The 14,053-nt window shown below is 48.0% G+C and carries 10 protein-coding genes; 8 read left to right on the top strand and 2 right to left on the bottom strand.

Going from position 1 to position 14,053, the window contains the following annotated elements; all coding sequences use genetic code 11:
- The first annotated feature begins 25 nt into the window (after window positions 1-25).
- The 8 genes from yhbY (at window position 26) to ACTHR2_RS02665 (ending at window position 11,915) form a co-directional block, all read left to right on the top strand.
- A complete protein-coding gene (gene yhbY, locus ACTHR2_RS02700) occupies window positions 26-313 on the top strand; it encodes a ribosome assembly RNA-binding protein YhbY (RefSeq protein ID WP_263336086.1) in 288 nt (95 codons plus the stop codon).
- A 224-nt stretch (window positions 314-537) separates the two neighbouring features.
- Window positions 538-1,965: a tetratricopeptide repeat protein gene (locus ACTHR2_RS02695; protein WP_440375326.1), complete on the top strand. Its 1,428-nt coding sequence runs from the start codon at window positions 538-540 to the stop codon at window positions 1,963-1,965.
- Between the two features lie 618 nt (window positions 1,966-2,583).
- The gene (gene aceE / locus ACTHR2_RS02690; protein WP_440375325.1) at window positions 2,584-5,247 is read left to right on the top strand and encodes a pyruvate dehydrogenase (acetyl-transferring), homodimeric type; all 2,664 of its coding nucleotides are present in this window, start codon (window positions 2,584-2,586) and stop codon (window positions 5,245-5,247) included.
- 148 nt (window positions 5,248-5,395) lie between these two features.
- Window positions 5,396-6,958 (top strand): dihydrolipoyllysine-residue acetyltransferase, encoded by a 1,563-nt coding sequence (gene aceF, locus ACTHR2_RS02685; protein ID WP_440375324.1) that lies wholly within the window; start codon window positions 5,396-5,398, stop codon window positions 6,956-6,958.
- 77 nt (window positions 6,959-7,035) lie between these two features.
- A complete protein-coding gene (lpdA, locus tag ACTHR2_RS02680; protein ID WP_440375323.1) occupies window positions 7,036-8,820 on the top strand; it encodes a dihydrolipoyl dehydrogenase in 1,785 nt (594 codons plus the stop codon).
- 89 nt (window positions 8,821-8,909) lie between these two features.
- Window positions 8,910-9,248, top strand: coding sequence for a P-II family nitrogen regulator (locus tag ACTHR2_RS02675; protein WP_003683576.1), 339 nt, complete (start codon window positions 8,910-8,912; stop codon window positions 9,246-9,248).
- A 412-nt stretch (window positions 9,249-9,660) separates the two neighbouring features.
- Entirely contained in the window at window positions 9,661-11,037 is a 1,377-nt protein-coding gene (gene mpl, locus ACTHR2_RS02670; protein ID WP_440375322.1) for a UDP-N-acetylmuramate:L-alanyl-gamma-D-glutamyl-meso-diaminopimelate ligase, read from the top strand.
- A 224-nt stretch (window positions 11,038-11,261) separates the two neighbouring features.
- Window positions 11,262-11,915, top strand: coding sequence for a DUF1287 domain-containing protein (locus tag ACTHR2_RS02665; protein WP_440375321.1), 654 nt, complete (start codon window positions 11,262-11,264; stop codon window positions 11,913-11,915).
- Window positions 11,916-12,057: 142 nt separating this feature from the next.
- Here the strand turns inward: ACTHR2_RS02665 and ACTHR2_RS02660 are convergent, their stop codons facing one another.
- On the bottom strand, window positions 12,058-12,186 hold the full coding sequence (locus ACTHR2_RS02660; RefSeq protein ID WP_084824579.1) for a FeoB-associated Cys-rich membrane protein: 129 nt from the start codon (window positions 12,184-12,186) through the stop codon (window positions 12,058-12,060).
- Window positions 12,183-14,051 carry a ferrous iron transporter B gene (gene feoB, locus ACTHR2_RS02655; RefSeq protein ID WP_070646101.1) on the bottom strand — a complete coding sequence of 623 codons (1,869 nt, stop codon included), beginning with the start codon at window positions 14,049-14,051 and terminating at the stop codon, window positions 12,183-12,185. The genes ACTHR2_RS02660 and feoB overlap by 4 nt, the downstream gene beginning before the upstream one ends.
- Window positions 14,052-14,053 lie beyond the last annotated feature (2 nt).

Below are 14,053 nucleotides of genomic sequence, written 5' to 3'. Positions count from 1 at the left end.
TCTTTTTAATTGGATACTTATCAAAATGAGCGACAACAAACTAAGCACCAAAGAAATTTTGGCCTTGAAAGCCCAAGCACACCACCTTCATCCCGTTGTTATTGTTGGCCAACAAGGTTTGACCGACTCCGTCATTAAAGAAACCGACGCCGCATTGACAGCACACGAATTGATTAAAGTCCGTGTTTTTGGCGATGACCGTGCAGAACGTATTGAAATTTGCAATGCCCTGTGTGAAACACTGGGTGCTCAACTGGTGCAACATATTGGCAAATTACTTGTTTTGTGGCGTAAAAAATCGGACGATAAATAATTTAAAGTGAATAAACAGCAGAAGTATTTTCTCAACCCACTTTATCACATGCCTCTGTTGTATTTATGCAGCATAAAACAAATTATTTCATTATTCTAAGTATAAAAATACAAATACGGTTGCCTGTTTTTGTAAATAACCTCAAAATTACAAAATCATAACGGCCGCACCCTGTCGGCCGATTATTTTATTCTTAATCCTTCACAAAATATAAAAGCAAACCGATGAATGCTCAACAATATGAAGAATCTTTTCTGCTAGCAGAAAAATTAATCACTCAAGACCCACCTGACTTTGCACGAGCCATCCCATTGCTCTGCGAAGCAGCAGAAGCCGGGCATGTTGAGGCTGCATTTCAGCTGGCAGGATGCCTGATCGAACACCACGAAAATGCACAAGATTTAGCAATTGCAGTTGAATATTTAAAGCAAGCTGCAAGAGCTGGTCATCCATACGCCCGCTATAATCTTCTCCAATTACAAGAAAATAATGGAATAGAAGTAGAAAAGCTCATCGCATCCTATCAGGAGCTTGCCGAAGAAGGATTGGCTCCTGCCCAACTGCGCCTGATGCGTTTATATGCAGACAATGGCAATGACCAAGAAGCAGTCAAATGGGCACTGAAAGCTGCCGAACAACAAAATCCTCAGGCACAATACTTCTTAGCCCAGCATTACCAATATTCCAGCTCTCCTGATTTGGAATATTCCCATAAACTTTATCAGCAATCCGCTGCACAGGGATTTATTGCGGCACACTGGCAACTCGGCCTTCAATACAAATTGGGGCAAGGTGTTGCACAAAACCCTGAAAAAGCAATCGAACATTTGCGTATTGCCGCCGATTACGACATTGTTCCAGCGCAAACTTCTCTTGCAGAACTCTTAGCCGTATCAAATCCTGCTGAAGCATTGGAATGGTTTGAAAAAGCGGCCGAACAAGGTGACAGCAATGCGCATGTAGCACTTGCCGAAATCTATCTTCTGGGTAAAAACACCGAACGAGACCCTCAAAAGGCCTATCAGCATGCTAAATTGGCTGCAGATCAAAATGACCCGGAAGGATTGCGTCTTTTAGGCGATATCCATCGCTACGGATTGGGACGAGCAGTTGATACAGACACCGCGCGTCAATATTATCAACGCTCGGCTGATTTAGGTAATCTTGTCGCTTACCAAAAACTTCTGTCTGACAGCGCATTGAATAACCAGCAAAACTATAAGCTGACGAAAGAAATCGCCCTCCAACGTCAGGAAGCTGAACGTCTTTACAAGCTGGCATTTGCAGCGCACTATGGCTTAAAACGCCAACAAAATTATGCTGAAGCACTGGAGCTATACCTTCAGTCTGCAGAACGAGGACACAGTAAATCACAAACCAATCTTGGCATGATGTATTACAGCGGACAAGGCGTACCTGTCGATTATGCCCAAGCGGCGAAATGGTTTGAGGCGGCAGCCAAACAAAGGGATACAATGGCTCAATATAATCTTGCCTGTCTGTATTACCACGGCCTGGGTGTAGAGAAAGACATCAATAATGCATGTTTTTGGCTGCAAGAAGCCATCCAACATGGACATGAACAGCAAGATGTTCTCAAAGAGCTTTTAGCTCAATGGAAGCAATTTGCTCAAAAATCCTCTGCAGTTTAAAGGCCGTCTGAAATTCTCAGACTACTAACAAATGACATGCCCAGCTATTCAACTAGCCTGCGCATGTCATTTTTTAATTTTCCCTTCCTCAATCATCGTCTTCTTAGAATTTCACTCTTTCTTAACCTCTTCCAAAATCTTCAGACGGCCCATTCTCTTGTAAAAAATGACACGGTCTAATTTTCTTTTCCAAACTCAAAGTTTAAATTTAATTTTCGATTTTAGACAAATTTTGAAAATTAATTTTCGTATTCGAATTTATTCATCCAAACAACAGAGATTTTTTACCGTGTCTGTTTAATATTTCAATTTAAAAACCATCATAAGAGCACTCTCAAAAAATCATCAATTCAACCTCTACCCTCCTATTAATATCAACAGCGCGATTTGCCAGTTTGCCCAATTACTGATAGCATTTGCAGGTTAGCCAGTTTGCAAAAAATTTTAATTTTTCAGAATTTTCATTACTTAATATAACGTATTGAAAATATTTAAATAATTAAAATTTTTTCGAATTTGACTCTTGGAATTTTCGTTTATAAGCCGTATTTGTTCACAAACGAAAATATCGGGGTACTACTCCGTCATTGAAAAACACTCAACACAAGGATAGATATTATGTCCACCCAATTACACGATGTTGACCCAATTGAAACCAAAGAATGGTTAGACGCGTTAAGCTCTGTTTTAGAATATGAAGGCCGCGAACGCGCCCAATACCTTCTGGAAAGTTTGGTCAAATACAGCCGTGACAAAGGCATCCGCATGCCTCACGGCACCACTACTCCATATTTGAATACTGTTTCCGTTGAAAACGAAAAAGGCATTCCCGGCGACCAAAACATCGAGCACCGCATTCGTGCTTTCGTACGTTGGAATGCCGCGGCTATCGTATTGCGCGCGGGTAAAAAAGATCTGGAATTGGGTGGACACATTGCATCTTTCCAATCTGCTGCGACCATGTACGAAGTTGGCTTCAACCACTTCTGGAAAGCCAAAGGCGAAGGCGAAGAAGGTGATTTGGTATTCTTCCAAGGTCATGCCGCTCCCGGCATTTATGCACGTGCTTTCGTTGAAGGCCGTCTGACTGAAGACCAATTGAACAACTTCCGTCAAGAAGTTGCCGGTCATGGCCTGCCTTCCTATCCTCACCCTCACCTGTTGCCTGACTTCTGGCAATTCCCAACCGTATCTATGGGTCTTGGCCCATTGATGGCGATTTACCAAGCCCGTTTCCTGAAATACTTGGAATCTCGCGGCCTGGCTAAAACCAAAGGCCGTAAAGTATGGGTATTCTGCGGTGACGGCGAAATGGACGAACCTGAAAGCCAAGGTGCTATTGCTCTGGCTTCACGCGAAGGCTTGGACAACTTGGTATTCGTCATCAACTGTAACCTGCAACGTTTGGACGGCCCAGTACGCGGTAACGGCAAAATCATTCAAGAGCTGGAAGGCAACTTTGCCGGCGCCGGCTGGAATGTTGTGAAAGTCATCTGGGGTCGTCGTTGGGACCGCCTCTTGGCAAAAGACAAAGATGGCATTCTGCGCAAACGCATGGAAGAATGCTTGGACGGTGACTACCAAACTTACAAATCCAAAGACGGCGCATACGTCCGTGAACACTTCTTCAATACCCCTGAACTGAAAGCATTGGTTGCCGATATGACCGATGATGAAATTTGGGCATTGAACCGCGGCGGCCACGACCCTCAAAAAGTGTACAACGCTTACGACCGTGCAGTGAACCACGCTGACGGCAAACCTACTGTCATTTTGGCTAAAACCATTAAAGGTTACGGCATGGGCGCATCCGGCGAAGGCCAAAACGTTGCCCACCAAGCCAAAAAAATGGACAAAGCTTCTCTGAAACAATTCCGTGACCGCTTTGACATTCCTGTTACCGACGAGCAAATCGACAGTGGCGACCTGCCTTACCTGACTTTTGCTCCCGACAGCGAAGAATACAAATACCTGCATGCACGCCGTGAAGCTTTGGGTGGCTACCTGCCTCAACGCAAACCTACCCAAGAAGTTCTGGAAGTGCCTGAACTGTCAGCATTTGAAACTCAACTGAAATCCAGCGGCGACCGTGAATTCTCAACCACCATGGCTTTCGTCCGCATCCTGTCTACTTTGCTGAAAGACAAAAAAATCGGCAAACGCGTGGTGCCTATCGTTCCTGATGAAAGCCGTACGTTCGGTATGGAAGGTATGTTCCGCCAATACGGTATTTGGAACCCTAAAGGCCAACAATACACTCCTCAAGATAAAGACCAACTGATGTTCTATAAAGAATCTGTTGACGGTCAAATCTTGCAAGAAGGTATTAACGAACCAGGTGCCATGGCTGACTGGATTGCTGCTGCGACCAGCTACGCAAACAACGACTTTGCCATGATTCCTTTCTACATCTACTACTCTATGTTCGGTTTCCAACGCGTTGGCGACTTGGCATGGGCAGCAGGCGATATGCATGCACGCGGTTTCCTGTTGGGTGGTACTGCCGGCCGTACAACACTGAATGGCGAAGGTTTGCAACACGAAGACGGCCACAGCCACATTCAAGCAGACTTGATTCCAAACTGTGTAACTTACGATCCGACATTCCAATATGAAGTAGCCGTTATCGTACACGATGGCTTGCGCCGCATGTATGTTAACCACGAAGACGTGTTCTACTACATCACCCTGATGAATGAAAACTACACCCATCCGGACATGCCTGAAGGCGTAGAACAAGACATCCTGAAAGGTATGTACTTGCTGAAAGCCGGCGGCAAAGGCGATAAAAAAGTCCAATTGATGGGTTCCGGTACCATCCTGCAAGAAGTGATTGCCGGTGCCGAATTGCTGAAAGCCGACTTCGGCGTAGAAGCAGACATCTGGTCTTGCCCATCATTCAACCAGTTGCACCGCGATGCCATCGAAGTTGAACGCTTCAATCGTCTGAACCCATTGGAAACTGCAAAAGTACCGTTTGTTACTTCTCAACTGCAAGGTCATGACGGTCCAGTTATTGCCGCTACCGACTACATCCGCAGCTATGCCGACCGTATCCGCGCCTACATCCCTAACGACTACCACGTCTTGGGTACCGATGGCTTTGGTCGCTCCGACAGCCGTGCCAACCTGCGCAGCTTCTTCGAAGTTGACCGCTACAACGTTGCCGTTGCTGCATTGAGCGCCTTGGCCGAACAAGGCAAAGTCAGCAAAGAAACCGTTCAACAAGCCATTGAAAAATATGGCATCAAAGCCGATGCAGCTCCTAGCTGGAAACGCTAATTGATGTTTCAGACGGCCTGTTTGCTTCATGCCGATATTAGGCCGTCTGAAAACCAAATGCTTGAATGGTTTGAACAGACAAACTGTACCGATGCCGTGTGAAATAGTTTTCAGACGGAATCAAACTGAAAATATTAAAGGAACTCAAATGAGTATCGTAGAAATCAAAGTCCCTGATATCGGCGGTCATGAAAACGTCGACATCATCGCTGTAGAAGTTAAAGCAGGCGACACCATTGCCGTTGACGACACCCTAATTACTTTAGAAACCGACAAAGCCACTATGGACGTACCTGCCGATGCAGCAGGTGTAGTAAAAGAAGTGAAAGTTAAAGTCGGTGATAAAATTTCCGAAGGCGGTGTAATTCTGACCGTTGAAACCGGTGCCGCTGCTGCCGATGCAGCCCCGGCTCCTGCAGCTGAAGCTCCTGTGGCTCCGGCTGCCGCTCCTGCCGCAGCCCCTGCAGGCGGTGCAACTGTAAAAGTTGTTGTACCGGATATTGGCGGTCATACAGATGTAGACATTATTGCCGTTGAAATTAAAGTTGGCGACACTGTTGCCGTTGACGACACTCTGATTACTCTGGAAACCGACAAAGCCACTATGGACGTACCATGTACAGAAGCCGGTGTGGTTAAAGCCGTATTTGTAAAAGTTGGCGACAAAGTATCTGAAGGTTCTGCCATTATCGAAGTAGAAACTGCCGGTTCTGCCGCAGCAGCTCCTGCTGCTCCCGCACCAGCCGCTGCGCCTGCTCCGGCTGCACCTGTAGCTGCCAAAATTGACGAAGCTGCATTTGCCAAAGCACATGCCGGTCCTTCCGCACGCAAACTGGCACGCGAATTGGGCGTAGATCTGGGTCAAGTCAAAGGTACCGGTCTGAAAGGCCGTATCATGGGCGAAGACGTTAAAGCCTTCGTTAAATCCGTTATGCAAAGCGGTGCTGGCAAACCTGCCGCTGCCTCTTTGGGCGGTGGTCTGGACTTGTTGCCATGGCCTAAAGTTGACTTCTCTAAATTCGGCAGCGTCGAAGTTAAAGAACTGTCTCGCATTAAGAAAATCTCCGGTCAAAACCTGTCTCGCAACTGGGTTGTGATTCCTCACGTTACCGTACACGAGGAAGCGGATATGACCGAATTGGAAGAATTCCGCAAACAGCTGAACAAAGAATGGGAACGCGAAGGCGTGAAACTGTCTCCATTGGCCTTCATCATTAAAGCCTCTGTTGCTGCACTGAAAGCCTTCCCTGAATTCAACGCCTCTTTGGATGGCGACAACTTGGTGCTGAAAAACTACTTCAACATCGGTTTTGCAGCCGACACGCCAAACGGCTTGGTTGTTCCAGTAATCAAAGACGTGGATCAAAAAGGCTTGAAACAAATCAGCCAAGAGCTGACCGAATTGTCTAAAAAAGCCCGCGAAGGCAAGCTCAAACCACAAGAAATGCAAGGCGCATGCTTTACTATTTCCAGCTTGGGCGGTATCGGCGGCACAGGCTTCACGCCGATCGTGAATGCTCCTGAAGTTGCTATCTTGGGCGTGTGCAAATCCCAAATCAAACCGGTTTGGAACGGCAAAGAATTCGCTCCTCGCCTGATGTGCCCATTGAGCCTGTCCTTCGACCACCGCGTCATCGACGGTGCCGCCGGTATGCGCTTTACCGTATTCCTGGCTAACCTGTTGAAAGACTTCCGCCGCATTACTCTGTAATCCGAGCATTTTCAGACGGCCTTTTTACTCAGGCCGTCTGAAAAAAGAAGTCCGAACATCATTCAGAAAGATTAGACATGAGCTTAGTTGAATTGAAAGTGCCCGACATTGGCGGTCACGAAAATGTAGATATTATTGCGGTTGAAGTAAATGTGGGCGATACCATTGCTGTGGACGATACCCTGATTACTTTGGAAACCGATAAAGCCACTATGGACGTACCTGCCGAAGTTGCAGGTGTCGTTAAAGAAGTTAAAGTTAAAGTCGGCGATAAAATCTCCGAAGGCGGCTTGATTGCAATCGTTGAAGCCGAAGTTGCGACTGCCGCTCCTAAAGCTGAAGCACCAGCTGCTCCTGCACAAGAAGCCCCTAAAGCTGCTGCTCCAGCTCCTCAAGCTGCACAATTTGGCGGTTCTGCCGATGCTGAATACGATGTAGTCGTATTGGGTGGCGGCCCCGGCGGTTATTCCGCTGCATTTGCCGCTGCTGACGAAGGCTTGAAAGTTGCCATCGTTGAACGTTACAAAACTTTGGGCGGCGTTTGCTTGAACGTCGGCTGTATCCCTTCCAAAGCCTTGTTGCACAACGCTGCCGTTATCGATGAAGTACGTCACTTGGCTGCCAACGGTATCAAATACCCAGAGCCTGAACTCGACATCGACATGCTGCGCGGCTACAAAGACGGCGTTGTTTCCCGTCTGACTACCGGTTTGGCCGGTATGGCTAAAGGCCGTAAAGTAGACGTTATCCAAGGCGACGGCCAATTCTTAGATCCGCACCACTTGGAAGTGTCACTGACTACCGGCGACGTGTACGAGCAAGCGACTCTTACCGGCGAGAAAAAAATCGTTGCCTTCAAAAACTGTATCATTGCAGCAGGTAGCCGCGTAACCAAACTGCCTTTCATTCCTGAAGATCCACGCATCATCGATTCCAGCGGTGCACTGGCTCTGAAAGAAGTACCGGGCAAACTGCTGATTATCGGCGGCGGTATTATCGGTCTCGAAATGGGTACGGTTTACAGCACTCTGGGTTCTCGCTTGGATGTTGTTGAAATGATGGACGGCCTGATGCAAGGCGCAGACCGCGACTTGGTTAAAGTATGGCAAAAACAAAACGAATACCGTTTTGACAACATCATGATCAACACCAAAACTGTTGCTGTCGAGCCTAAAGAAGACGGAGTTTACGTTACCTTTGAAGGTGCAAATGCACCTAAAGAGCCACAACGTTACGATGCCGTACTCGTAGCTGCCGGTCGTGCTCCTAACGGCAAACTGATCAGCGCTGAAAAAGCAGGCGTTGCCGTAACCGACCGTGGCTTTATCGAAGTGGACAAACAAATGCGTACCAATGTGCCGCACATCTACGCTATCGGCGACATCGTCGGTCAACCGATGTTGGCACACAAAGCCGTTCACGAAGGCCACGTTGCCGCTGAAAACTGTGCCGGCCACAAAGCCTACTTCGACGCACGCGTTATTCCGGGCGTTGCCTACACTTCTCCTGAGGTGGCATGGGTTGGCGAAACCGAGTTGTCTGCCAAAGCATCCGGCCGCAAAATCACCAAAGCCAACTTCCCATGGGCTGCTTCCGGCCGTGCGATTGCCAACGGTTGCGACAATGGTTTCACTAAGCTGATTTTTGATGCTGAAACCGGCCGCATCATCGGTGGCGGTATCGTTGGTCCTAACGGCGGCGATATGATCGGCGAAGTCTGCTTGGCGATTGAAATGGGCTGTGATGCAGCCGATATCGGTAAAACCATCCACCCACACCCAACCCTGGGCGAATCCATCGGTATGGCTGCGGAAGTGGCATTGGGCGTATGTACCGACCTGCCTGCTCAGAAAAAGAAATAAGTTCACTCAAATAAAATTTGAACGAACTTGATGGAACAAAGGCCGTCTGAATGTTTCAGACGGCCTTTTTGCAAACAAGGAGACTTAATATGAAAAAAATCGAAGCTATTATCAAACCTTTCAAACTCGACGATGTACGCGAAATCCTGACTGAAATCGGTATTACCGGCATGACTGTCAGCGAAGTCAAAGGTTTCGGCCGCCAAAAAGGCCATACGGAAATTTATCGCGGCGCGGAATACGCAGTCGATTTTCTGCCTAAAGTGAAAATCGAATTGGTATTGGCTGACGACAAAGTCGATCAGGCTGTGGATGCCATTTTAGAAACCGCGCATTCCGGCAAAATCGGTGACGGTAAAATCTTTATTTATCCGGTTGAAGAGGCTATCCGTATCCGTACCGGTGAACGCTCAGAAGCAGCGCTTTAATAGAAATCGCAAAACACAGAATACAAATGCCGTCCGAAAAAAGTCATGACTTGTTTTAATCAAGACTTATTTCTCAGACGGCATTATTTTAATAACAACAACCATCCATTTTCTAAAGTCTATCCAAATAAACTGGTTACCGAAAACCTCACGCCATCAAGTATGGAGGAATTCAAGGCAATGCTTCCCTTGATCTTCATGAACGACTTTACCGTATCAAATAACTCTTTCCAAAGTAGTGCTTACCCAATCCCATACTTGCAAAACCTCAATACCCTCCTTTTAAAATCAAATTCCTTGTATTTTTTTCCTATTCTTATTGTTGCCTAACTTTTCAGACGACCCCTTTCTTTATCCAAACTCCGTTATAATGACGGCTTTAAAATTAATTCATTTCCAAGACGGTCTTATCATGAAACACATCCACATTATCGGTATTGGCGGCACATTTATGGGCGGCGTAGCGGCTATTGCCAAAGAAGCAGGTTTTAAAGTCAGCGGTTGCGACGCCAAGATGTATCCGCCAATGAGTACCCAGCTCGAAGCCTTGGGCATTGACGTACACGAAGGCTTTGATGCCGCTCAATTAGACGAATTTAAAGCCGATATTTACGTTATCGGTAATGTTGCCAAACGCGGCATGGATGTGATTGAAGCCATTTTGAACAAAGGCCTGCCTTATACTTCCGGCCCACAATGGCTGGCTGAAAATGTATTGCACCGGCACTGGGTACTCGGCGTAGCCGGCACACACGGCAAAACGACCACAGCCTCCATGCTCGCATGGGTCTTGGAATATGCCGGACTCGCACCTGGCTTCCTGATTGGTGGCGTACCGGAAAACTTCAGTGTTTCTGCCCGCCTGCCGCAAACGCCGCGCCAAGACCCTAATTCAAAATCCCCATTCTTCGTTATCGAAGCCGACGAATACGACACTGCCTTTTTTGACAAACGCTCCAAATTCGTGCACTACCGTCCGCGTACCGCCATTTTGAACAATCTGGAATTTGATCACGCCGACATTTTTGCCGATTTGGGCGCCATTCAAACCCAATTCCATCATTTAGTACGCACCGTGCCGTCTGAAGGCCTCATCGTCTGCAACGGCCAGCAGCAAAGCCTGCAAGATACTTTGGACAAAGGCTGCTGGACGCCCGTAGAAAAATTCGGTACCGAACAAGGCTGGCAGGTTGGTAGCGTCCATGCCGACGGCTCGTTTGACGTATGCCATCACGGCGAAACGGTCGGACACGTCGCGTGGGAACTGATGGGCGAACACAACCGCATGAACGCACTCGCCGTTATCTCTGCCGCGCGTCATGCCGGCGTCGATATTCAGACGGCCTGCGAAGCTTTGAGTGCATTTAAAAACGTCAAACGCCGTATGGAAATCAAAGGCACGGTAAACGGCATCACTGTTTACGACGACTTCGCCCACCACCCGACCGCCATCGAAACCACCATCGAAGGCCTGCGCCAGCGCGTCGGTAACGCACGCATCCTCGCCGTCCTCGAGCCGCGTTCCAATACCATGAAACTTGGCACAATGAAAGCCGCCCTACCTGCAAGCTTAAACGATGCCGACCAAGTGTTCTGCTACGCCGGCGGCGTGGACTGGGACGTCGCCGAAGCTCTTGCACCTTTAGGCGGCAAGCTGCACGTCGGCAAAGACTTCGATGCCTTTGTTGCCGAAATCGTGAAAAATGCCGAAGCAGGCGATCATATTTTGGTCATGAGCAACGGCGGTTTCGGCGGAATACACGGAAAGCTGTTAGAAGCATTGAAATAATGCCTTCTCCAATAACTAAGGCCGTCTGAAAAGCTTTCAGACGGCCTTTTATCATGTGCTAATTAAAATCTATATTTACGAAAAAACGTTTTAGTAATACCCAAATAGCACTCATCCATTATTAGCCCATACATACTTGCTCAAGACCATTTTTTCATTATGGATTGCCAATCCTCCCCAAAATCTGATAATAATGCAGACAACATCTAAGCCGTACATATATCATGAAACACAAAACTGCCTTTAAGTCCATAGTTCTCAGTATTGCGCTTTCTATCCTTCTGATTACAACAGCTGTATTTTTTGCCCGTCATCACAACTCTATCTCAAGTATTAATACCGATTTTCTACAACAAAAGATTACCGAACCCGAAGGACCATCACCGCAAATCGTACAATCTGCGCGAAACCAAATTGGCAAAACCCTTCGTTACGACCCGGCTTACACCAAGCTCAAATATCCAATGGGCGATGTACCGATGGAAAAAGGCGTTTGCACAGACGTGGTCATCCGTGCCTTGCGCGACCAAAATATCGATTTGCAAGAGCTTGTTCATCAAGATATGAGTCGGAATTTTTCCGTTTATCCGAAACGGTGGGGATTAAAACAGCCGGACACTAATATTGACCACCGCCGCGTGCCTAACCTAATGACTTATTTCACGCGTCAAGGCTGGGCCGTTCAAGATGCAAACTATCAAGCTGGCGATATTGTAACTTGGGAACTGAAAGGCAACCGTCCCCATATCGGCATCGTCTCCGATCGAAAAATCGGCGACAGGCCACTGATTATCCATAATATCGGTTCAGGAACCCGTGAAGACGATGTCCTCTACCGCTACACCATTACCGGACATTACAGGCTTCCCGTTCGATAAACCTTAGTGCCAAGTCCTAGGTACCTATTAATCTGAAACGACAAAGAGCAAATATACCTCATCAGTTTACATAGCATTAAATACAAAAAAGGCCGTCTGAAACCATTTCAGACGGCCTTTCATTTTACCTAACCCTCTTTATTTAACCGCAACCGCCACATTTTCCGCAGCCGCTGCTGCAGTCGCGTTTTTTCGGTTTGAACACGAATTTTCGCAAGAGGAAGAATATGCAGGCAAGCATAATCAAGCCAACGATAATATATTGAGTCATGACGATAGTATCCTTGAAGAAATTTGATAAACTACGAATGCGGCAAAATAAGCCATCAGGAACAAATAGCCTGTAATCATAAGCATATTTTTCGTGGATTTGGTTTCGCGTTTAATTACGGCCAAAGTCGCGGCACACATCGGCGCATAAACATACCAAGCCAAGAAGGCAAAGGCAGTCGGCAGGCCCCAGTTGTTGTGTATAATAGGAATCAAAGCGTTTTGTACCGCATCTTCAGACGACGCGCTGACGGCGTAAACGGTACCCAAAGCGGCAACGACCACTTCGCGCGCGGCAATACCCGGAATCATGGCGATACACATTTCCCAAGTAAAGCCTAAAGGTGCAAAAAACGGCTGAATAGCATGACCAAGCGTACCTGCCAAGCTGTAATCGATGGCGGCACCGGTTGCGCCTTCAGGCGGTTGCGGCCAGCTTACCAAGCCCCACAGAACCACGGCCAACGCAAAAATGATGGTACCCGCGCGTTTCAGGAAGGCTTTTACCCTATCCCACAAGCTGGTCATGATGTGTTTGAAGTTAGGCGTACGGAAAGTCGGCAATTCCATCAAAAGTGGGAATTGTTGCACATTGCCTTTCATCCGCGCCAAGCGTTTCATGATATACGCTGCCAATGCGGCCGACAGAATGCCTACGATATAAAGAATAAACAATGTCAGGCCTTGCAGGTTGAAAATCCCACCCACTGTACGGTCAGGAATAACAGCGGCGATAATCAGCGCATACACTGGCAAACGTGCGGAACAAGTCAGCAACGGCGCAACCGCGATGGTAACAAGGCGTTCGCGCGGGTCGTTAATGGTACGCGCCGACATCACGGCAGGAACGGCACAGGCAAAGCTGGACAAAAGGGGAATAAACGAACGGCCGGACAAACCGCTTTTTGCCATGATGTTATCCAGCAGGAAGGCTGCACGCGGCAGATAGCCTGAGTCTTCCAATAGCAGGATAAAGGCAAACAAAATCGTAATCTGAGGCAGGAACACCAACACGCTGCCCAAACCGGCAATGACGCCGTTGACCAGCAAATCGTTGAGGATGCCCGGTTCCATGTTCGCGCCTATCCATTCTCCCAGTGCGGTAAAACCGCCTTCAATAGCATCCATAATCGGTGCCGCCCAAGTGTATACCGCTTGGAACACCATAAACAGGATCACCAGCAGCATAATCATGCCCCAGACGGGGTGCAGCACGATGTCGTCGAGTTTTTTGTGCCATGCGGGCAGCGTCATCTGGGTGCGTACCACTTGTGCCAAAATCGATTCGACTTCTTGATAAAGTTTGTCGCTATCCAGCGCATCGAGCGTGCGTTCGGCAGAGGCGGGGTTTGCGGGGAAAGAGCGTTTGCGCGGCAGCTTCGCCACGGCTTCGCGTACAGCCTGTACGCCCGACGCGCTCACTGCAACTGTTTCCAAAACAGGTGCATCCAACAACTCGCTCAGTTTGGCCGCGTCGATATTCAAGCCCCTTTTGCGGGCCACGTCGCTCAAATTCAGCGACACCACCATAGGCAGTCCCAGCGTTTTCAGTTCCAAAATCATGCGCAGGGTCATACGCAGGTTGGTCGCGTCGGCAACGGCAATAATGGCATCGGGCGGAATGCCCATCTTGCCTACCATTACATCTTTCGCCACCGCTTCGTCGGGGCTGGTCGTGCGTAGGCTGTATGTGCCCGGCAGGTCGATAATGCGGACGGCCTCGTCGTCGAGGAAGGCGCCCTCGCGCTTATCGACAGTTACGCCCGGATAATTGGCAACCTTGGCATGTGAGCCGGTCAAACCGTTGAACAAAACGGTTTTGCCGCAGTTTGGCGCGCCAATCAAGGCAAAATAGCTTAGTTCCATCA

Source organism: Neisseria sp. P0006.S004 (genome assembly GCF_051963015.1).
Classification (GTDB): Bacteria; Pseudomonadota; Gammaproteobacteria; order Burkholderiales; family Neisseriaceae; genus Neisseria.
This window is presented reverse-complemented; position numbering and strand designations above follow the sequence as displayed.